The organism is Alteromonas australica (assembly GCF_000730385.1).
Lineage (GTDB): Bacteria > Pseudomonadota > Gammaproteobacteria > Enterobacterales > Alteromonadaceae > Alteromonas > Alteromonas australica.
The window spans coordinates 3,449,860-3,471,918 of sequence record NZ_CP008849.1 but is presented as its reverse complement, the minus strand read 5'-3'; the positions used below and the strand labels follow the sequence as shown (position 1 = coordinate 3,471,918).

14 protein-coding genes and 1 pseudogene are annotated in these 22,059 nt (G+C 42.5%); 6 read left to right on the top strand and 9 right to left on the bottom strand.

All coding sequences use genetic code 11. From position 1 onward, the window contains the following. Positions 1-245: 245 nt before the first annotated feature. From EP13_RS15190 to EP13_RS19345, 6 genes and pseudogenes are all read right to left on the bottom strand, one after another. Positions 246-3,494: a S41 family peptidase gene (locus EP13_RS15190; protein ID WP_044058022.1), complete on the bottom strand. Its 3,249-nt coding sequence runs from the start codon at positions 3,492-3,494 to the stop codon at positions 246-248. Between the two features lie 590 nt (positions 3,495-4,084). After that, a complete protein-coding gene (locus tag EP13_RS15180) occupies positions 4,085-5,776 on the bottom strand; it encodes a protein adenylyltransferase SelO (RefSeq protein ID WP_044058020.1) in 1,692 nt (563 codons plus the stop codon). Positions 5,777-5,870: 94 nt separating this feature from the next. Further along, a complete protein-coding gene (locus tag EP13_RS15175) occupies positions 5,871-6,428 on the bottom strand; it encodes a DUF1439 domain-containing protein (RefSeq protein ID WP_044058019.1) in 558 nt (185 codons plus the stop codon). Between the two features lie 137 nt (positions 6,429-6,565). Next, positions 6,566-6,922, bottom strand: a complete 357-nt coding sequence (locus EP13_RS15170; protein ID WP_044058018.1) for a RidA family protein — start codon at positions 6,920-6,922, stop codon at positions 6,566-6,568. A gap of 124 nt (positions 6,923-7,046) precedes the next feature. After that, complete coding sequence (locus EP13_RS15165; protein ID WP_044058017.1) at positions 7,047-8,231, bottom strand: PD-(D/E)XK nuclease family protein; 1,185 nt, start codon at positions 8,229-8,231, stop codon at positions 7,047-7,049. A 1,007-nt stretch (positions 8,232-9,238) separates the two neighbouring features. Continuing rightward, a pseudogene (locus EP13_RS19345) lies at positions 9,239-9,519 on the bottom strand (IS110 family transposase); the annotation flags it as partial. 173 nt (positions 9,520-9,692) lie between these two features. Here EP13_RS19345 and EP13_RS15155 point away from each other — a divergent pair. The 6 genes from EP13_RS15155 to EP13_RS15130 all read left to right on the top strand — a co-directional run bounded on the left by EP13_RS15155 (position 9,693) and on the right by EP13_RS15130 (position 19,024). After that, positions 9,693-10,934, top strand: a complete 1,242-nt coding sequence (locus EP13_RS15155) for a sensor histidine kinase (protein WP_044058015.1) — start codon at positions 9,693-9,695, stop codon at positions 10,932-10,934. After that, entirely contained in the window at positions 10,931-11,560 is a 630-nt protein-coding gene (locus EP13_RS15150; protein ID WP_044058014.1) for a response regulator transcription factor, read from the top strand. Before EP13_RS15155 ends, EP13_RS15150 begins: the two co-directional genes overlap by 4 nt. A 143-nt stretch (positions 11,561-11,703) precedes the next feature. After that, positions 11,704-13,221, top strand: a complete 1,518-nt coding sequence (gene exaC, locus EP13_RS15145; RefSeq protein ID WP_044058013.1) for an acetaldehyde dehydrogenase ExaC — start codon at positions 11,704-11,706, stop codon at positions 13,219-13,221. A gap of 41 nt (positions 13,222-13,262) precedes the next feature. Then, positions 13,263-15,353, top strand: coding sequence for a 4Fe-4S binding protein (locus tag EP13_RS15140; protein ID WP_044058012.1), 2,091 nt, complete (start codon positions 13,263-13,265; stop codon positions 15,351-15,353). Then, positions 15,319-16,494 (top strand): nitric oxide-sensing protein NosP, encoded by a 1,176-nt coding sequence (gene nosP / locus EP13_RS15135; protein ID WP_044058011.1) that lies wholly within the window; start codon positions 15,319-15,321, stop codon positions 16,492-16,494. Before EP13_RS15140 ends, nosP begins: the two co-directional genes overlap by 35 nt. Positions 16,495-16,564: 70 nt before the next feature. Continuing rightward, positions 16,565-19,024, top strand: coding sequence for a hybrid sensor histidine kinase/response regulator (locus EP13_RS15130; protein ID WP_052364549.1), 2,460 nt, complete (start codon positions 16,565-16,567; stop codon positions 19,022-19,024). 36 nt (positions 19,025-19,060) lie between these two features. Here EP13_RS15130 and EP13_RS15125 read toward each other — a convergent pair whose 3' ends face one another. The 3 genes from EP13_RS15125 to EP13_RS15115 form a co-directional block, all read right to left on the bottom strand. Further along, positions 19,061-19,720, bottom strand: a complete 660-nt coding sequence (locus EP13_RS15125) for a response regulator (protein ID WP_044058009.1) — start codon at positions 19,718-19,720, stop codon at positions 19,061-19,063. Positions 19,721-20,401: 681 nt separating this feature from the next. Then, positions 20,402-20,611 carry a hypothetical protein gene (locus EP13_RS15120; RefSeq protein ID WP_044058008.1) on the bottom strand — a complete coding sequence of 70 codons (210 nt, stop codon included), beginning with the start codon at positions 20,609-20,611 and terminating at the stop codon, positions 20,402-20,404. Positions 20,612-20,693: 82 nt separating this feature from the next. Then, a complete protein-coding gene (locus EP13_RS15115) occupies positions 20,694-21,923 on the bottom strand; it encodes a porin (protein ID WP_044058007.1) in 1,230 nt (409 codons plus the stop codon). Positions 21,924-22,059 lie beyond the last annotated feature (136 nt).

Below are 22,059 nucleotides of genomic sequence, written 5' to 3'. Positions count from 1 at the left end.
TTTCATACATATTTCATTTGTGTAAATTGGAATTTACGTAACGCAATGAAAAATAAGTGTTATTTGAGGCTTTGTTCGACTATATAGTCAAGAGGGTTTACGTGTATTTACACGGCTTTACGAGTATTTACGCAAGGGGACGAAGGGCAAGCGGTGATGAGTGTTGAGGCAGTGCCTTTATTTTAAATGGGTTGCTACCTACGCGGGCAAACTGAGCGCAACAGCGCCCAGTTTTTTCCAGTGAGTTATTGACGGGGTACAGGTACTCTAACAGGGTCTTTTGGCTGCGCCTTAATAGGGGAGGTATAACCTTTAAGTTCTTCCAAACCAACCTCTATGGCTTTATCAAGCTGAGGATCCAATCCTTTACTGGTGAACTTAGTCCATTGCTCCACGCTAACATCAGGCATAACCCCTTCGTTTTCTACTTGCCATTGTCCATTGGTGCCATAAAAACCAGAGCGTGGTGCTGTCATGTAACCGCCATCGATGAAACCGGGTACGCCCCAAATGCCAACCAGTCCCCCCCAGGTGCGTTTGCCCACTAATTTACCCAGTCCGTAATAATTAAACATGTAGGGGAGCATGTCGCCACCGGAACCCGACATTTCATTTATTAGCATGACTTTGCTGCCCCAAACGCCGCTCGCTGGGCTTGTTAAAGGCTTGCTGGGTGCTAGGGGATTGTTAAAGAAACCATTTAATTCACGGCGTAAAATGTTGATGACATAATCGGCGATATAGCCGCCTCCATTGAAGCGTTCATCAATGATGACGCCTGGTTTTTTAGCTTGAGGGAAGAAATAGCGGTTGAAGGAATGGTACCCATCATCTGCGGTGTCTGGCATCCACACGTAGGCTAATTTTCCGTTAGACTGTGCCTCAACATATTGTCTGTTTTTTTCAATCCAGTGATTTTTGCGAAGGCCATTTTCGTTGTTAATGGGTTTAACGAGGTATACCTGTCGCTTGTCTGAATTATCAATATCACCAATAGTGATCCGCGTCACGTGTCCTAAGGTGCCTTCAAATTGCGAATAGAGGTTCTTTTGGGGGTCGATAGGGGTATCGTTAACCGCTATCAGGTAAGCATTTTCGTCAATTTGATGCGCATATTTGCCCAACGGCGACTGTAAGTTCGCGCCGGCGAAAAATGACTCTCCTGTATAAATATGGCGTAATTTAACGCCCTTCTTAGTTATTTCAAAATCGATACCTAACAAGCCGACGTTGGGCTTACCAATGTCTGGTTTAGCCCCACTGGCAGTAAACGAATGCCCAATGGAGACTTCGCCTCCTAAGGTGTCGAGTAAATACGTTAAATCAAGCGGGTGGCGAATGGATGCCACGAGCGGTTGGTATTGCTCGTATACTGCATCCCAATCTGCTCCGTGGAAGTTCTCTACATACAAATAATCTCGTTGATAGCGCCAAGCTTCGCGAAAAATCTGTTGCCATTCTTCAAAGAAATTCACCCGTTTAGATAGAGCGAGTGCAATGACTTTATCGTCATCTCCCGAGCCAGTAATGGCACTGATCAATCGATAGCTTTCTTTACTTTTGAGTAAGATTGCGTTGTTATCAGCACTAAGGCGATATTCACTTACCTTATCGGCAATTTTTGCTATGGTTCGCTCTTCGGCATCGAACTTCATTAAGTGGGTTTGGCTAGCTCCAGTATCATCTTTGAATTGACTTAAAAAATACAAATTCCCGCCTTTACCTCCTGCCAAATGACTGAAATGCCCTTTTTCACTGGTGACTGGCGTGATGCGATCACCAAAGCCCTCGGCGACGAAGACAGAAGGTTGGGTCGGTTCGTCTTCATTGTCGGTGTTGCTATCGTTTTTCTGAGTAGGCTCTTCTTCATCTGAACGCATTGGAAATAGCGGGGCATGGGTGGGCGAAAGGTTGGCGTAATAAAGTTGATAGGTGGCCTTAAAACTTAAGCTCGACATATCCAGCCATGGGCTTTGTGGGCCGTAGTCAACACTACCTAAAAAATATAAGGTGTTACTGTTATCACTCCATGTTGGCCATGTGACTTCTGCTAAACCATGAGTGAGTTGATGGCGAGTGCGTTCTTGCACAGAGTACAAATAAAGCTCACGAAACATGGTTTCGTTTTGTTTTGTATAGGCAATATAACGGCTATCTGGAGACCAAGCGGCCATCATCTCCCATTCTGGATGAACCTGACGATTGGTATCTATAATTTTGGTAGAACCATTGCTTCGGTTAGCTATCCATAGTTGTTGCGCTGAGTCAGTAAATGATAGCCGTTTGCCATCTGGCGACCAAACTAACTTTTGATAAAAGCCTTCACCTGCTAAAGGAATCGTTTTGCTTTTTGTTTCATATTGATCGGCAATCACCAGTTCATATTCACCTGAGGCATCTGAAAACCAGGCAATATATTGGCCATCGTAAGACCATACAGCAGAATGCTCTCGTACGCCTGAAGAGTCGGTTAATGCGCGGGCAGAGCCATGTTCAACAGGCACAGAAAAGACATCTCCACGCGCAGAGAATAAAGCCCTTTTACCCGAGGGAGATATATTAAATTCCGTGATGTTTTTATGTGCGTCAACATGGGCATCACGAGCCCAATAGAAGTCTCCTATTACTTCAATGGACAGTTTTTTCGCCGCTTGTTGCTCCTGCTTCAAATATAAATCACCAAGGTATTCATACACCACATTGCTACCGTCTACCGTAAAGCCCATGACATCGTACTCGCTGTAGTCTGTAACCGGTGTTATCGCGTTAGCTGAAGGGGCATAACGAAATACATTGGTCACTTTGGAACGGTTTGAGAGAAAGTAAATATCACCGTTATTCGACCATTCAGGATCCACATCAAAGTCGTTATTAAAAGGAAGATCGTGCTCTTCCAAACTGCTTAAGTTAATCATTCGTAGCGCTTGGTTTTGCCCGCCACGATAATTGCGCCAGCCGCGATCCCAAACCCCCGCTCGGCGAAACACCATGTTTTCACCCTTGGGGTCAAACGCACCGTCTGAGGCTCGTCGCATGGGTAACTGCTGAGGGTTTCCGCCTCCCACCGACACAGTATATAACTGCTGTGAATTGCGAGGGGCAGAGTACCTTGGAGAGCTGAACAACACACTTTGGCTATCAGGAGCCCAGCCAACAACAGCGTCTGAGGCTGGGTGGAATGTGAGCTGTTTAGCATGTCCGCCATCAATACTTACAATGTAGACATCTTTATTGCCTTCATACTCACCGGTAAAGGCAAGCATTTTGCCGTCAGGAGAGATCACGGGTTGTGATTCAGAGCCTTGAAAACTGGTTAAACGTGTGGCTTTACCGCCCTTAATCGTGGTCTTCCACAGATCGTTTGCATAGGTGAATACCAACGTGTCTTTGTGAAGTGTAGGTTCGCGCAGTAATTGCGTTGCATGACTGGCAAAGGATATTGCCATGATAAATGCCCCTAAGAGCGGTTTTAGAATAGGATCATTCCTTATCATTGCCTTATCCTTACGCCTTAATGGCGTTTTTATAGATTTGAATAGTACAGAGCAAACCGAAAAGGTTTGCTCTGTTAACACTGAATATGCCTTACATTAGTCTAATTATTAACCACTGTCTGTATTTATCTATTGAATAATGTGGCGGCTAATTCTTATTCCTTGATATTGGAAGTTTGGGGTTGCGTGTCGAGTATGGCACCATTTATCATTTTTTGGGGGGAGGTTCGATGGACTGAAGTGGCACTATAACTATCGCTTGCCTCAGTTCGACCCAGCAAGTGATCAAGCATATTACATTGAGGTATTCAATAAAGGGGCGGCGGCTCTGGCGTATCAGGTAAAAGCTAAGCAAGACTGGATAAAGTCAAGTCAAACTGCTGGTGTGGTTGCTACTGAGGAGCGCATTTTTGTTTCCATTGATGACGAACCGCCCCAAATCTTGAATTTACATGATGTAAAGGGCATTTGGAGGGCGTAAAACCGAGTTATCTGGGCCCGCCTGAAAGTAAACGCCTCAACTAGTGAGGCGTTCAACAATTATTAGTTTTCCACTCTCATTCGATGAATTGGGCTGTTGCAAATCTTAGTTACGAAGAGCAGCTATAGTGCGCAACCCCACCAGCGCTGAAAAACTCAATGGGGCGACGTTGGTAATACGTGGCCTCTACCTCTTTTGATTGCTCGTCATACGGGGCAGTGAGTATCTTTTGTAAACGGTGTATTAAGGTAAAGTCCCCTTTTTCAGCCGCTTTGTATGCTGGCACAATAAGCCATTCTCGCCAGATGAACTTAGGGTTGGCCTGGCGCATGGTTTCCGATATTTTGGCTAAACTCCCCTCAATCTTAACGCTTTTTTCTATACTTTGACGCCACGCTTGAAGCCAGTTTTGCCATTCTTTCATTACCTCGTCTTTGGGCGTGTGATAAAAGCTTCTGGTCAAACTGCTCATATCATCGGGTAAAGCCGACAGCTCACGGAAAAACAGAGAATAATCTACGCCAGTACGTACCATTAATTGCAGTAACTTCATCAGTAAATCGTGGTCATAATCAGCTAAACCTAGCTTGCTTGCCCACATGTTTGCCATGGCTCGCTCCATGACATTAGAGAATCCCTCGTTAATGCTATTAAGCGCAGTGAGATGCTTACTATCGTCTGCAAATAAAGGCATTAACGATCGACAGAACATATCAAAGTTCTTTTGTGCCGCTAGTGGCTGATTTAAAAACGAGAAGTGACGGCCGCCGCCAGTCCATGGCTGATAATCGGTTTCAAAAAATTCACAAAAGCCAAAGGGCCCATAATCTAAGGTAAATCCGCCAGCTGCACAGTTGTCGCTGTTAAAGTTGCCCTGACAATACCCTACGCGTATCCATTGCGACACCAAGAAGGTTAATCGGTCACGAAATAGCGTGGCGAGCTTAACAACTTGTACATCAAACGGCTCTGTTGTATCTATTTCTTCTGCATACTCTCGCTCGATTAAATGTATGACAATGGCTTTTAACTCGTCGTGTGCGTTGTCATGTTCATGACAGCGCGCACGTCGGGCAAAGAGTTCCAACTGACCCACGCGTAAAAATGACGGTGCCACACGGGTGGAGATAGCGATGGGATTTTGTACCATTACCTCTGGCTCGTATGCGTGTGAGCCTTCGCGATACCAAGGCCTATCTACCGTGTCTGACGTTGACATAAATAGGCTTAATGAGCGGGAAGTGGGAATACCCAGCGCGTGCATATGTTCTTGCACTAAAAATTCGCGCACACTAGAGCGGAGCACGGCTCGCCCGTCAGCCCCGCGACAATATGGTGTACGGCCAGCCCCTTTCAGCTGCATTTCCCAACGCTTGCCGTTTAATACCGCTTCAACGACAGAAATAGCGCGACCATCTCCATAACCATTACCTGTCCTAAATGGACATTGCTGGGTATATTCCGTGCCGTAAATTGATAGCGCGTAACCTGTCGCCCAGCCATAAGGCACCATAGGCGAGGGAACCGCAGACATATCACCTGAAAATAATGCAGCGAAATCCGTGGTGGTGGCCAAGCTGTCGTCTAAACCTAATTCTGCAAACAAGGTTTCGCTATGTGCAATGTAGACAGGTGACATTAAAGGCGTAGGTGTAACAGGCACGTAGTGACCTGAGAACACTTGGCGAGGGTTGTGATCGTTACCGTCGCCCGTTGACTCTGGGTCAGGCATGAGTGTATTTAGCAAAGAGTAATTTACGTGCTTTGCGAATGCGTCTAATGTTTTAATTCGTTCAGTCACTATACCTTCCTATTGCGTCACTCTGTGATGAAAACTGTCTTCGAAATTGTATTTCATAGTTGCAAGCTGAATGGGGAGCTCTGCTTATAAAAGCTTACTGCTTGGGTCGCAATGCGAGTTGGCCTTGCTCAACAGTCAGTTGCAATGGCACTGTTGACAGTAGGCTAATGGCTTTGTTCGTTGCGTCTAAACGATATACAGGATTAGTCGCCAAAAAGCCGTTAATCAGTTGCATCAGCTCGCCACTTACCGGCGCTAAATTGCCTTTAAATCCACCAGCATCAATGGTGCTATCAAGTAGCGACAGGGAGCGTACAAAAATGGCTTTTTTTTCGCTGTCGTAATATGGCGTGCCTTCTAAAGCAAGGCTTACCTTCGCAGGGTAGTTCAAACCAAACGCGCTAACACGGGCAGTGGCAATAGCGCCTAGATGAACCACATCTCTGCCATCTGGGCCAATGGACACTGTCATATCTTCAACATCTAATGTCAGTGGAATACCAGCAAGTGAAGTCTGCTTTTGCAGCTGGCTAATTTGGCCGTCGAGTACCTGCTCTAGCTCGGTGCTAGATACAGTGTACACCGATAATTGCGAAAGCGTTGCACAACCCACAAGGGCAAAAGCAAGAGCAAGCGAAAGTAAATACTTCATAAAAGGTGCCTCTTTAGAAAAGCAGTGTCGATTTGCATAACATTAAGCCGCAACAAGGTCGTAACCATTGTAGAACCTACAACCGGTGTACACAATGCGCACACCTCGTGATGCCATCATCTTACGATGTAGGTGGGCTATTGTGCTATTTCAGCAGCGACTACAGATATTTCTACCAGCAACGCGTCGCGAGCCATATCTGCGGTCACACAAGCCCGAGCTGGTGCGAAACCTTCGGGAACCCAGTTATCCCATACCTCATTCATCTTAGCGAAGTCATCCATAGTTTTAAGATAGATAGTGGCAGAGAGCATATGCTTTCTGTCGCTGCCTGCTTGCATTAGCAGGCTATCAACTTTGTCTAACATGGTTTGTGTTTGGTGTGTGATGTCTTTTGTTGCATCAGCACACACCTGTCCACACAAATAGATAACGCCGTTGTGTTTAACTATACGACTCATACGCTGTTTGGTTTCTAATCTTTCGATATTCATTCAGTTGAGGCCTTTGAAGAGGAGGGATCAATAATAGGCAGCGACTTTAATAGGTTTGTGAGGCTACTTCAATGGAAAGAGAATGCAACGACATCAAACCTATACTGCTGTATTTCGCCAGGCTTTAAACATGACTGTCTTGTTTAGAGGCCTCTGTTAAAAATGGCTGGAAACTTGGGCAAGACAAACACAGCTGTTGTAAAGCACTCATCGCGTCAACAAAGGCAGTAAGCTGTTCATTTGGACTATGTACCTCATTAAAAAATGCATCCATACGCATTAACACGGCAAAAGGGTGGTACCAATTGACGTCACCCTTGTAGTCGCAACGCATATTATCGATAACTTTCCACGTTCTATTGAGAACTGTGTCTGCCACGGTTGATGCATTTAACGCATCAATTTTATCCGAGAGCTCGTGTCGAAATTCTTCAAAATAAGGCATTGATGGTAGTGAGTTATGAACTGATTCATTAAAATCGAAAATTAATGCGACATGCATGTGCTTTCCAGTGATGTGTTCATATTTATGATCGGTACTATCGGCTAAAAAACCACAAAAAATACCGGGTTTCCAGTCAAGTTTTTGGTTGCTGCTAAGCTGGCAAAATTCGATGCCAATCCTACTTTCGACAGCATTAAGCCGATCTTTTACTGTGGGCTTCAGTATAATGCCTAACGGCCAAGCAACATGGTCAAGGGATGCTAAACGAAGAAGGGAGCGCATTTGTTCTTCCAACGCTTTAGCTTCAAGGTAGTGGGTAATGGCTAACTGGTTGATAGGGGTTATTTTCCCTAACCCTTCTGCCTGCAGTAGCTTCTTGAATGACTGCATATACCAATCAGTTGTTGTATTGTTTAAAGGCTTTATATCGTCTAATAGGCCATAAATATCATGCCAGCATATAGCGCAGTCGGGGTCTTGTTTGTGCTGATACTCCCGCGCTGTGATAAGCACCACGTAATGGTGGTTAAAATGTTGCTCGGCAAAAGTTCTATAGTTTGCTAGCTGAGAATCACTAAGTTCCGAATAGACCTTGTGCTCGAAGACTATTGTCACATCGTCCCACTTAACAAGCATATCGGGAAACTTGCCATTGAAGTTTTCTTGAGTCGAAACTTCATATCGACTGGGATTAAAAGCCTTTGGAAGTTTGGATTTTTCGTTAAGTTTTGCCAGAACTGCTGACATCACTTCATCACTGCTTTTCAACAAGTGAGCAAATGCTTCAGTTAAAAAATTCTCTAAAGGATCGGATTTGTCTCTGGGCCGGTATTTCCTTAAATTGACGAGTAAATTATTTTCCATGTTATAGGCTGTTCCACGTTATCTGATGTTATTTCTTTGACTGGTAAGTCATTTGTAGAGCTATAAGTTTGATGCTTAGTTTTCAAACCGGATAAACATCGTTATAGCATTTTATAAAATGACCTTAGATTACATATCGCTTAAGCGCACTTTTGCTGGGATAAAGCTTTATTCTATTCCCTTAACTGAAAACAACATAGTGAGGATCTGTTCTCCAAATGCATTTCTGCGTCTGTAGAGAAAAAGTGTTAATGACCATTCGTCTATGGAGCTTACTTCTTACAATTTTTCTATCGGCGAACATGCTAAAATTGCTATTTTTCTTATCAAATACTATTCGCCCTCGAGGTAACGCCTGATATTCAGAGTCAAAAAGCTTTGGATATTCAGGAAGGTATACTTTTTCTAATTCCCAAACATCAATGTGGCTGAAACTGCAGTCGGCAATTCCTACACTGCTATATGAGGCTTGGGATAATAGTATAGATTTTGATATGAGTTTTTGTTGGTAAACCCAAAAGATACCAATACGAGGATAGGAAGGGCGCATTTATATTTCCTTTTGGCAGTTTTAGACCCACTGACGTTTTTCGTTTTTAGAACCCTTCTATTAATTTCGTATTATTCAGTGAATTGAGTTGAAAGCGACGACCCACCATAGGAGGAATTAACCAGCCCTCTTTGCTTGCACACGTTTTTTCAATTAAACGGGCAAAATGAGGTCACGCATGCTCGTGGCTTTAGTGAATCAGAGTACGTTAGAAGGAATTGTCCAAAGCCTTGTAGCAAGAAGCTCAAAAACTCGCTCATAATTTAAGATACGGACAGGGAAGTTCAAATGAGGGGATCTCGGGTGTACCGATACGATCTTTTCCAGATACAAAAAAACCGACTCAAGATCGGCTTGCTCTCTATTTAAAGAGAATGGTACCAGAGGCCGGACTTGAACCGGCACGCTATTTCTAGCAACGGATTTTGAAAACATTGCGTCTATTTTTATGATTCAAAAATAGTTGCTTCATTACACTATGACTCGTCGGAAGGCCAATGCCAAGCTCGAGAAGTAACGCACCAACACGGGACATGCAAGCCGTTCGGTCTTTAATATAACCATGCCTGGCTTTGTGAATAGCTGAGATGACTTGTGCCTCTTCTGACTTTACGCTGACAAAACGCATATTAGGTAGCGATACCGCTTCGCAAATTGCCTCTGCATCAATGAAGTCGTTCTTGTTACTTTTATTTTAACAAAAGATTTTACGTATTGCGGAGGGATAAGCCTGACTTTGGCTTGCTGCAGGGTCCGTCACATCATCGGGCGATGAATGTTTGTGTAAAATGAAATATCTAAAGCTAATGTTCTCCTCCTTTCGAAGGAATAAAACAACTCTATTGCAGGATGTGTTTGTTATTGAGGAGTGTTTAGCATAAGTATGTCTATTATGTGCTTATGGTGTTGCCATGTCAGGATTCAAAAAAATATCCAGTGCCATCGTGGCAGTCTTTATCGTGTGTTTTCTCATTTTTTCCTGCTCGGTATACTTCCAAATTCGTCAGAATATCAATGATGAAACATCAAGTGCACTCAATCAAGTGCAGGAAATGCTTAAAGCGAATATGAGTACGACCGATATTAAAGCGGTTGCTGAACAAAGCCCGCATCTATCGGTCACACAGTTTACTGGTCGACTATCGGCTTCAGCTAATTTTCACTCCGATAATCAGCCAATCTACCTTCCTATCCATGAAAATCAATATTTGGTGGTGAGAGCACAAAATAATGCAGAGTTAGCCCAGAATATGAACCTGTTTTGGTTAGTCGCAGGTTTATTTTTTACTACGTTAAGTTTATTACTGTTTACGCTTAAGGTGGCCATAACGCAAAGGCTAAAACCGTTAAATCAATTGGGAGACGCTTTGCAACAGCTTGTCGAAGGTAAAGCGACTGACAAATTCGAAGATAGTGATATTAAGGAAGTAAGGCGGGTCATCGGGCAGTTTCAACGTTTACAATATTCGCTGCAAAATAAAGAAAAGCAGTTGGTTAAAATAGATAAAAAATTAGCATTACTGCAAGAGCAAGAAAGAAGCTACCTAGCTAGGGAATTGCACGACAACGTGGGCCAGTTACTCACAACCATAAAAGCCCATGCATATATATTGGTGAATTCAAAAGAGCCTAGTGTATTGGAATTGTCCGCCAATAAAGTGCAAGCCATGAGTCAACAAATTAGTGATGCCATTCGCCATCTAACCGCACACCTCCACCCATTGATCTTAGACCGAGTTTCGTTACAGCAATCCCTCGAAAAACTAGTATTCGAACAAGAGCTCGCGCAACCTGATACCACATGGCAAGTCTCAATCAAGTTGAACAAATATGCTGAAAACCATGAGCGAGATATTCATATTTATCGCTTTGTTCAAGAGGCCATTAACAATGTAGTAAAGCATGCAGAGGCTTCAAAGGTATGGGTAGAAATACTCGCTGACCAACAGGGGCTTAATATAAACATTCGTGACAACGGTAAGGGGTTTGATGGGCATGCTGTAGAAAATATTGGTATGTCATCGATGCAAAGTCGAGCGAGATGTATTGGCGCAATGTGTACCGTTAAAACGCTTAACGCAGGAGGGGTTAATGTTCAGTTATCGCTTAATTGGCGAGAGACTGATAATGCGTGCCAGGCGAATGTCGCATGAATATCCTATTGGTTGATGATCACGCGGTTGTAAGAGAAGGCTATAAAGCGTTGTTAAATGCCATGCTACCTGAATGTACCGTATTTGAAGCTGCTGATGGGGGCCAAACACAACACGTATTGCAGGTGCATTCTATCGATACGCTAGTGCTTGATATTAACCTTGCGAAAGAAAATGGCTTGCTGTTGGCTACTGACTTTTTAGTAAAACAGCCCTCCTTAAAGATAATATTTTTTAGCATGTTTGAAGATTGCGCCATACTGCAGCGCGCCATGCAAACTGGTGCGATGGGGTATATTAGCAAAAGTAGCCCCCCCGACACGCTTATCTCAGCAATTAAAGTGGTGTCAAAGGGGCAAAAATATATCGAACGTTCACTAGCTGTCAATTTAGCTAATCAGCTGTTACATGCAGATGTTGATATTGCTACCAAACTTACCAAACGAGAGTTTGAAATTTTTATGGCAACCGCCATGCGTAAAACTCGGCCTGATATCGCCCTGGAATTAGGACTGTCAACAAAAACTGTATCAAACGCACTAACGGTTATTAAAAGAAAGTTAAAAACATCTCCCTCAGAATTTACCGAATTAGCAAATAAATATGGCTATCTTGGCAAGGCTTAGACTTCTCTTCCCCTCCTAAAGTAGGAGCCAAATCGGCCTATCGCATTATGGTAGATAGGCAACAAAAGTACGATTATCAAATGACACAGTAAACGATAACTAGCAGCGTGTTGACGCGCTATGAATTCAAAGAAGGTGTCATTATGATTTACGCAAATCCAGGAAGTGAAGGTTCAGTAGTCAGTTTCAAAGAAAGCTATGGTAATTTTATCGGCGGCGAGTGGATTGCACCTGTTAAAGGTGAATATTTTATTACTACGTCCCCCGTGGATGGCAGCGACATAACGCAAATTCCCCGTTCAACCGCAGAAGACATTGAATTGGCTATTGATGCTGCTCATGCGGCCAAAAAAGGGTGGGCCGATACATCGGTAGCCGAACGTTCAAATGTATTATTAAAAATAGCCGATCGCATAGAAGCTAACCTTGAAATGCTTGCTGTGGCGGAAACGTGGGATAATGGTAAAGCCGTTCGAGAAACACTGAACGCTGATGTCCCTTTAGCTGCTGACCACTTCCGTTATTATGCGGGATGTATTCGCAGCCAAGAAGGCACGATTGGTGAAATCGATAAAAACACAGTGGCTTATCATTTTCATGAACCATATGGGGTTGTAGGGCAAATAATTCCATGGAATTTCCCATTACTTATGGCTGCATGGAAGCTCGCACCAGCTATTGTTGCGGGTAACGTAGTTGTGCTTAAACCTGCAGAGCAAACGCCAGTGTCTATTTTAGTGTTTGCTGAGCTCATTCAAGATTTGCTACCGCCAGGCGTACTCAATATCGTAAATGGCTTTGGTGCTGAAGCAGGACAAGCGCTTGCCACTAGCACACGAATTGCCAAAATCGCGTTTACTGGCTCTACCCCAGTGGGCGAGCACATTCTTCGTTGTGCGGCTGAAAATCTTATTCCTTCTACCGTTGAATTAGGCGGTAAGTCGCCGAACCTCTTCTTCCCAGACATTATGGATCATGAGCCTGAATTTATTGATAAATGTGCAGAAGGTTTAGTACTTGGTTACTTCAACCAAGGCGAAGTATGTACTTGCCCATCTCGCGCCGTTATCCACGAGGATATCTACGAAGCATTCATGGATAAAGTCATTGAAAAAATTAACAAAATTAAGCGCGGTAACCCCCTAGATACTGAGACTATGGTAGGAGCGCAGGCGTCTAGCGAGCAGTTCGATAAAATTCTTAAGTATATCGACATAGGTAAATCAGAGGGAGCTGAAGTTGTTACAGGGGGAGAGAAAGAGCGCCTTCCTGGATTAGATAAAGGGTACTACATTCAGCCAACTATTTTAAAAGGGCACAACCAAATGCGCGTGTTCCAAGAAGAGATTTTTGGCCCTGTTATCGCGGTACAAACATTTAAAACCGAAGAGGAAGCGATTGAAATAGCCAATAACACTAGCTTTGGTTTAGGCGCTGGGCTTTGGAGTCGAGACGCGAACATTGCCTTTAGAGTAGGCCGAGCTATTGAAGCGGGTCGAGTATGGACTAACTGCTATCACCTTTATCCAGCCCATGCTGCATTCGGAGGCTATAAGAAGTCAGGTATCGGCCGTGAAACGCATAAAATGATGCTAGATCACTACCAGCAGACCAAAAATCTTCTAGTTAGCTACGATATCAATCCTCTTGGTTTCTTTTAATTGAGTGGAAGGGCAGCACCTATGTGCTGCCTTATCTCATTATGCTGAAAGCGCTACTATTTTGTTGTTTGATGATGACTTCGGTATCTTTTGTCTTTGCGCGTTCAGACGCAACAGAGATACCCGAAGAGGTACATCGTCTTTTTCCTACCGCCACTCGCATTGGTGCAGCGCACACCGACATTAACGTAACACCTGTTTATCAACTGCAGCAATTGCTTGGCTATGTTTTTGAATCTAAGGACTTCGTTAGCTTTATCGGATTTTCTGGCAAACCAGTTAACGTTTTGATTGGACTTGATATTCAGGGGAATTTTACCGATCTTGTCATTAAAAAGCACAGCGAGCCTATTTTCCTGCATGGATTAGGGGAGCAGTCACTTAGAGATTTTATCGCACAGTATAAAAGCCACAATGTGACAGAACGCTTTGTTGTAGGCGGGAAGAGTCATGTTGGTAACAATGCGACGTATTTTGATGGTGTGACTAAAGCGACAGTCTCTGTATTGGTCATTAACGATACTATCGTGACATCGGCGTTAGCGGTAGCGCGGGCCAAGCTAGATGGCTTTGTGGTGCCCAGCAAACGGATCATTAACCCCGACTTTTTCGAACCTCTAATTTTCGATCAACTTATTGAACGTGGCTACATTCAAAAACACACAATATACCGCAGTGAGGTTGCGGGGCTTCCCAGTGAAGTCATTGAAGCAGCCAACACATTCGCAAATCCTCAGGAATTCGTATTTTCTGAGCATTACTATGGTTTTTTAAGCTTACCTATTGTCGGGAAAAACCTGTTAAGTACCGATGAGTACGTTCGGCTGCAAGAAAGCCTGAAACCAGGTGAAGTGGCCTTGTTAGTAATAAATACCCAAGGCTTTCGGTTTCTAAGCGATGAATTTACCCCGCAAACTGCTCCCGAATTTTTCCGCCTCGCGCAATCAGCATTTACCATTGATGCAAGAGATTTAGATTTCTATAGTTTTTATGATCCGCGCTTTTCTCAACCAGTGCCCGAATTCGAAACGATAAAAGTACTAAAAATTAAGTCACAAGGGGGGCTGTCTCTTGATCAAGAAATGGATATATCAATTAGCTTACCCTATAGCCTGCGTTTTTTTGAGCAAAACGAGCATTTGTTTACCCTTTCGTTTTTGTTACCCGATGCGCTGTTTATGGAAAACCCCGCAGCGAAAACACACGTTTCTGTTCCACTTTGGCAGCAGTTGTGGCAAAGCCGTTGGCTAGAATTGAGTATCACGCTTGCTTACCTACTTATCCTATCACTGCTGTTCGCTTTCCAAAGAAAGCTGATGAAACTGACGCGCATGGTTCGTGTGGTTAGAGGAGCATCGCTGTTGTTTGTATTGTTCTTCATTGGCATTTACGCACAAGGGCAACTGTCGGTCGTCAATATCTATACCTTGTTACTCGACCTAGTGGATGGTTTTTCGATTGAAGTTTATTTGCTCGATCCCGTTATCTTTGTATTGTGGAGTTTTGTATTTTTGTCGTTATTCATAGTGGGGCGAGGATTATACTGTGGTTGGTTATGCCCGTTTGGGGCACTTCAGGAAATTATGGCAGTTGTTGCACAATACTTAAAGATCAGGCAAATTCGAATAAAGCCAGCGTATCATAAATATGCGCAAAAAATTAAGTATGTGGTGCTTGTTGGCTTGCTTGCAACGTCATTTTATTCGCTAACGTTGGCGGAAAAGTTGGCTGAAATAGAACCATTTAAAACCTCAATCACGCTCTATTTTGTGCGCTATTGGCCGTTTGTGCTTTATGCACTTTTATTATTAGGATTAAGTTTAAAGATCCATAAAGTGTATTGTCGCTATCTTTGCCCGCTAGGTGCTGGACTCGCTATTTTAGGGCGCTTTCCATTAATAACGTTATTAGAACGCCGGGAAGAATGTGGTAACCCTTGCCAACTCTGTAAGCAGAAGAAATGCGGCGTGGATGCTATCGAACAAGATGGCAGTATTGACTATGCTGAATGTGTGCAGTGTTTTGAATGTGTCGTGACGTTAGATAATCCTAACCTATGTAAAATAGATAAATATAAAAAGAATAAGGTGCCAACACGTGTCAAAAATTTCCATCCTGTCCGCGCTGAGTAAATCTGCTAGTCAATCAGGGCCTATGACGTATCTGGCGGAAGACGCATGTCATGATGTGGTAAGTGAAATATTGTCACAGACCACACTTGAGGAAATAGAGTTGGTGCTTTTCCATACCTCTACTTCGTTCAATCTAGATGATGTGGCGTTAAATATGAACGCGCTTTTTGCCAACGTACCTACAGTAGGCTGCACCAGTGCCGGGGAATTTAACCAAAACGGGTACTGTACCGAACGCCTTATTGCCGTCGCTTTTTTAAAGCGCGATTTTTCCATTGCCACTGCATTAGTCTCAAACTTGGATGAAATTAATTTTAACGAAGCCCATGATATTGCAAGCGGCCTGCGTAATACCTTACAAAGTAGAGAAAAGCGTTACGATACCAATCAACATTTTGTTATTTCAGTTTTAGACGGGCTTACCCGTCATGAAGAGCATTTCCTTGAAACTTTTGCTACCGCGTTTGGCAATATTCCTCATTTAGGGGGAAGTGCAGGAGACGATTTAAAATTAGAAGCGACCTATGTGTTTTATGACGGTGCGTTTCATCAGAATGCAGCAGTGTTAATGCTGGTGGGAACCAGCAAACCTTTCTCTGTTTTTTCAGTTGACCATATAAATTCGCCGGTGTCTAAGCTGGTGGTAACCCACGCAGACCCAGAATCTCGCACTGTTTATGAGATTAACGGCGAACCTGCTGCGCAGTATTACGCTAGCTTACTTGGCCTCAAAGCCTCTGATTTAACGCCCGATGTATTTTCAGTGTTCCCACTAGCCGTACTGGTCGGGGGGAAATACTTTATTCGCTCTATTCAAAAAGTAGATGTAGCCACTAATGCAATTACGTTTTACTGTGCGGTTGATATTGGCATTATCCTTACCTTTGTGCAGCTTGGTGACTGTATTGATGCCATGGAACAAAAATTAGAAACGCTACGTGGTGATTTAGGTGAAGCCGAATTTGTCTACGCTTGTGACTGCTTTTTAAGGCGTATAGAAATTGAGCAAAATAGGAATGATGCAGAAATTCAGCGGCTACAAAAAAAATACCATGTTGCAGGGTTTAACGCCTACGGAGAACATATACATTCCGTACACTTAAATCAAACCTTCACGGGGGTTTACTTTGCCAAGGACTAACTCAAATCAAGTGTCTGAATCTACCCAGCTTGCCTATGATACAGAACTAGAAGCGCTTCGTAGCGAGCTTATGCGCCAAAAGGTCGAAAATGAGAAGCTGGAGAAAATTAATGCGGCGCTTATGTACCGCATTGAAGAAGGAGGCTTCGATCATCATAGCTATCGCGCCTTTGAACACGCAGTTCAGTTATCGGAAAAAGTAAACGAAAAAACAGAAGCGCTACAAGTTGTTTTGCAGAAATTAGAAAAATCGAATGCCGAAATAGCACGCGCACATCAAGAAACTAATCAATTAAAACAGCGTCTAAATGACGCTATTGAGAGCATTAACCAAGCGATGGTGTTGCTTGATAGCAAGGGAGCGGTAATCTATTTTAATCGTCACTTCGGCACAGTGTGGGACAACCTTACCATTACGCCTAAAATTGGCGACAATTATTACGATATCACTCAACATGCGAAGCATTTGGGAGTTATCCGCCGCGTGCTACCTCCTGACTCAGAAGGTAGGGTTATCTATCAATTATCTAATAGCCGATGGTACCAATTGTCCATACGCCGTACGCAAGAAGGTGGCAATGTAATCTTATTTAATGATATTACTGAAGTGAAGTTGGATGAATCGAATCGGTATGAGCAAGTTATTAAAGAAAAAAATAAATTACTTCAGAGCCTTATTGATAACGTAGACGTTGGTATTTTACTTATCAACAAAGATGGCGGTGTTGCGTTTTGGAATAATACGTTTTTAACCCAGTCTAATGTATCGAAGTACACCTTGTTTGATTGTAAGAATATTTACACTTTACAGATGCACGCTGATTGGAGTGGCCTAAAGCTTGACCAAGGCGGCGCTACAACGCAAATTATCAACGAAAACTTAGTCGTCGATAGGCGAATTACGATGTTGCCTGACGGCAACACCCTTTGTACTTTCACTAATGTAACGTCTCAACATAAGTATGCAGAAACGTTAAAGCAAAATGAAAGTTGGATACGCATGATCACCGATAATGTGCCCGCACTTATTGCTTATATCGGTACAGATAAACACTTTTTATACACCAATAAAGGTTATCGAGATTGGTATGGTCTAGGTGAAGAGCCCCTTTATGGCGTAGCGATGGAACAAAGCCACTTGAAGCAGGTGTATCCCCGCCTTATTCATTATGTTGAACGTGTCAATCGGGGAGAAATTGTCAGTTTTCAAAGTGAGGAAATGAACGCGCAGGGCGAAACGGGCTTCTTGCAAAAAGTATATTTGCCGCATTTTAACGATAAGAATGAAATAGAAGGGCATTTTGTATTAGCCACTGATGTGTCAGAGCAAGTAAGAAGTAAGCAACAGCTACAAGCGGCGAAAGATCAGCTTGAATCAAATGTAGAAAAGCGCACCCGAGAACTCAATCATGCGAATATTGCGTTGCAAGAGGCGATGAATTCTAAGAGTAAATTTTTAGCCGCTATTAGCCACGATTTAATGCAACCTTTGAGCGCCGCTATTTTGTTCAACGAATCTTTGCGCGATCAAGTACAGGCCTCAGCGAGTCCAATAGTCAGTGCATTGGATAACTCGTTGTCGGATTTAAATAGCTTAATACGCACGCTTATCGAGACTTCGAAGTTAGATGCAGGGGTAGTTCAGCCTGATAAACAGCGAGAAAATGCACTTCCTTTGTTAGCACAGCTAGCTGAGGAATTTAGTCATATTAGCCAAGATTATCAGGTTAATTTTCGCTATAAATTTCAAGATGCTATTGTTTTTACAGACCTAAGTTTATTGTCTCGAATTCTGCGTAATTTACTCAGTAATGCGATGAAGTATGGGGCGAATGGTAAGGTTCTTTTTGTCGCAAGGACCGTGGGTAACGATCTTCGTATCAGTATTTTCGATCAAGGTGTGGGAATTAGCAGTGACGATCAAACCGTTATATTCAAAGAGTTTAGTCGGTTGGAAAATGACTTTAATTACTCCTATAGTTTGGGGCTTGGTCTTTATATTGTTGATAAAATGAGCCGGCTACTTGAACATAATATTAGTGTTTCATCTGCGCAGGGGGTTGGGTCTTGTTTTACCTTATCGGTGCCGCTTGCCTCAGTCCAAGACATTGAGCATGAGCCGGCTTTCAATGGCACGCCACAAGACGGCTTACCTGAAAGTTTACTAGATAAACAAATTTGGCATATCGACAACGACACCAATATGAGGATTGCTATGCAAACGCTATTCGAAAATTGGGGAGTGGAGGTGGTTACATTTTCCGGTTTTGCGCAGTGTATGGCGGTAACGGATAACTGTTTTGATGACTGCGACCTACTTATCGTCGATTATCATTTAGATGACGGAGAGAACGGATTGGAGATTGCGAAGCATATTAAACAAACACTGCCTAGCATGCCGATAATGCTATGTACGGCCAATCATTCTAAGGTACTTGCGAACGAGTTGGAAGGGACCAGTATACAATTGCTGCATAAGCCGATTAACTCAGCAAAGTTAAAGCAAGCATTAAAATCGGCTTTCTCTTAGTTCCTTATAATTAAAGCCTCATTAATGCTAGACTCGTTAATTAAACACGTATTGATTAAAATCGATATTGGCGGCGCTGGCGACTACTTTCACTCGGTTGCTTGCACCTAGCTTTTTTAATATTGATGAGACGTGGGATTTCACGGTTGTTTCTGAAATACTGAGTTCGTAAGCAATGACTTTATTAGCTAAGCCTTGGGTTAAGTATTTCAAAACGGCCAATTCTTTTCTGGTTAATGAACGAATTTGTTCAAGGGAAATAGCGTTTTCTTTTTTCACTCGGTTCCTGGCCGACGATGTACGTAAAATTTCAGAGGGCAGGCACACATTACCTTCAAATATAGACTCAACCGACGTGGCGATTTCCTCTATTTTACTGCTTTTAGAAATAAAGCCTACTGCACCGTAAGAAATGGTTTGTAGAATGTTTTGTTTCTCAGTTTCTGCAGAGATGATAACAATAGGAAGATTAGGGTGTTGATTCCTAATTTCTAGTAAGCCATTGAGCCCACAGGTTTCTGGCATATTTAAATCAAGCATTACAAGGTCGAAAGCGGCATCAGCCTCAAGTAGCTCAAGCGCCTCAGGCAATGAGTTGGCTTCAAGGGTTTGAGAGTCAGGAAATTTCTTACCCAATATAGTCACCATGGCGTGACGGAAAATAGGGTGGTCGTCTATGATAAGAATTCTTTGCATACTATTACTACCCTTAGCTCATTAAGTACCCAAATGCACTTACACAATGCATAATCTACAGGTATGTTTGTTAAATCCATTTTAACAAAATAATTACAATATGAGCAAGTAAATACGACGGAAGCCTTATAATAAAAAAGCCTTAAAGTGTATTATAAATTCCTTAAAAGTAGTTTACGTTTTTGTAGATATTCTTTTTCTGTAATTAGCCCTTCTTTTTTCAATGTTTAGAGGGTTCTAAACCTTTGTATTAACGTACTTTTATTTGATGTTAATTCTCTTTTAACTACTTTAGGCAATACGGGCTCTTCTTTCTGTATATTGTCTAGATTGGCGGTTACCCAATCAGTTCTATTTGGCACCATAGTCACCTTCGGTAAGGTGAAGTTTAGCTTTTGATTAAAAACGAATTTCGATACTTGCCTAGTACCCTAGTTAAAGTCGTATTCAACAAGACCTTGATTACTGGGATCGTAGGCCATCTCATAGGCGCTATTTGCTAAACGATCATGTTCACGATAATGAGATTTAACAATCCGTTTTTAAAAAACACTCTATCAGCAATAAAGTATGTCTGCGTTTTTAATCCACCGAAGTATATTTTTTCTTTCTTTATATTTTTGGTGAGTTTGTTTTTCTGTTTTTGTGTAAATAAATCCTCAGTTTTTTCTTGTCTTTAACTTATCTTAATGCTGGATAAAAATGTAATATATCCAGTTCTTTTACAATCGCAGGGTGAGCATTTTTATTATTATCCTTTAAATTAATATCTACTATTTTTATAATTGTATTTTTATCCTCACTCCACAATATTGTATTTGATGAAAATGACGGTGTGACGAAGAAAAGCAAAATAGTGAATATTTGAATTTTTACAAGGATTTTCATCATGGGTTTTCACCCTATAAAGCTGCTTGCAGCTAAAGAAATCGTATGTGCAGGGAGCACCGAAGCTCCCTTTTTAGGTTACACTTTAAAAGAAGATAGTGCCGCCTAACTGAATAAGTGTGAGATCTTCTGCGCTGTTATATATTGACCTTGCGCTTTCTGAACCACTTACATTTAGGCTTAAATTTTCATATTTAGCATAGATTAAAAAGCGAGAGCCAAAGTATTGTTCTGCGGCTATACCCCATTGGTTAAGTTCCGATCCTACTACGCCATCTAAGTGAGCCATACCATATTGGTCATTGTAGCTTGCGTATTCTGCGTAAAACGCCGAGTCACCGAATGCGTTGTACTGCTTTCTTATACCCGCTTTAAAATAATAAGCATCAGTGTCGTCGCCTGAACCTACAATAGCATCATCAGTTTCTTCCATCTGGTACGTGGCTACACCAAATACGCCTGATTCAAGGTGCATTACACCCGCTTGAAATTGTAGTGTTGAAGAGCCGTTTCCACCTACGTTGGTTCCACCATCTTTATTAACGGAATATCCGCCATGTAAGTTGGTTTTTAATCCGGCATGTTCTGCTGAGTATTTAACTGCGATATCGTAAATTTCATCATTAGCGTAACCTACGGCGACACTGAAATTGCCCATTTTAGGCAAGTCATATCGCACGCCGTTTCGATAAATACCATTACAATCTAAGCCTATGCCGAGTCCAGGTGTGGCTAAACATTGGGAAAATTGTCCCCAAGCGATGTTTGTAGACCCTTCGTCAATGCCACGAATAAAGAAGCCATTGGCTCTAAATAATGGGGAAATACCAGACCAAATAGTGCCTGATGGATCGGCTAGAACAGCAATATTATCGGTAGGCATACTCTGCAGTCCTATAGTGACTTTGCCCCAATCTCCACCAATATGAAGGCTGCTACCAAGTAGACCAATATCGCCACCGTTAAAGGTGTCTAAATTATCTTGGTTTGCGAATAAAAGAGGTGTTTGGTGACCGCCTCCACCATAGTTTGGTGTACCAGAAAGAGGCTCTATAATAACTTCAAATCCTACGTTTAAACCATGCTCTTCTAAGTTGTAATCACCAGAGAGCGTAATTCGACTACCAAGCGTGGTTCCATTATCTGAAAGCTGAGCTATATCGCTGCCTATACCGTCGTCGTAATAGGTTATTCCTTCATTAATCCAACCTGAAATATTCCAAGAAAATTGATCTTCTTCTGCATAACTGTTTAAACTTAACGTGCTTAAAATGGCAATAGATAAATATGATTTAACAAATGATTTATTTTTCATTTTACTGTCCCAGCGTGAGTGGTTATTTTTTAATAATGAGAAAATTTTAATTTTCTCATGTGCCCTAATATTTTTCGGGTTTCAGTAAAATTGATAATAGATTTATATGGTTTTTGAACCATTGGACGTAAGGCTT

What these genes read in the sequence shown, in the direction of transcription:
- EP13_RS15190 (WP_044058022.1), bottom strand. Translation starts at nt 3,494, where the DNA reads ATGATAAGGAATGATCCTATTCTAAAACCGCTCTTAGGGGCATTTATC.
- EP13_RS15175 (WP_044058019.1), bottom strand. Translation starts at nt 6,428, where the DNA reads ATGAAGTATTTACTTTCGCTTGCTCTTGCTTTTGCCCTTGTGGGTTGT.
- EP13_RS15170 (WP_044058018.1), bottom strand. Translation starts at nt 6,922, where the DNA reads ATGAATATCGAAAGATTAGAAACCAAACAGCGTATGAGTCGTATAGTT.
- EP13_RS15165 (WP_044058017.1), bottom strand. Translation starts at nt 8,231, where the DNA reads ATGGAAAATAATTTACTCGTCAATTTAAGGAAATACCGGCCCAGAGAC.
- EP13_RS15155 (WP_044058015.1), top strand. Translation starts at nt 9,693, where the DNA reads ATGTCAGGATTCAAAAAAATATCCAGTGCCATCGTGGCAGTCTTTATC.
- EP13_RS15150 (WP_044058014.1), top strand. Translation starts at nt 10,931, where the DNA reads ATGAATATCCTATTGGTTGATGATCACGCGGTTGTAAGAGAAGGCTAT.
- exaC (WP_044058013.1), top strand. Translation starts at nt 11,704, where the DNA reads ATGATTTACGCAAATCCAGGAAGTGAAGGTTCAGTAGTCAGTTTCAAA.
- EP13_RS15140 (WP_044058012.1), top strand. Translation starts at nt 13,263, where the DNA reads ATGCTGAAAGCGCTACTATTTTGTTGTTTGATGATGACTTCGGTATCT.
- EP13_RS15130 (WP_052364549.1), top strand. Translation starts at nt 16,565, where the DNA reads ATGCGCCAAAAGGTCGAAAATGAGAAGCTGGAGAAAATTAATGCGGCG.
- EP13_RS15125 (WP_044058009.1), bottom strand. Translation starts at nt 19,720, where the DNA reads ATGCAAAGAATTCTTATCATAGACGACCACCCTATTTTCCGTCACGCC.
- EP13_RS15120 (WP_044058008.1), bottom strand. Translation starts at nt 20,611, where the DNA reads ATGATGAAAATCCTTGTAAAAATTCAAATATTCACTATTTTGCTTTTC.
- EP13_RS15115 (WP_044058007.1), bottom strand. Translation starts at nt 21,923, where the DNA reads ATGAAAAATAAATCATTTGTTAAATCATATTTATCTATTGCCATTTTA.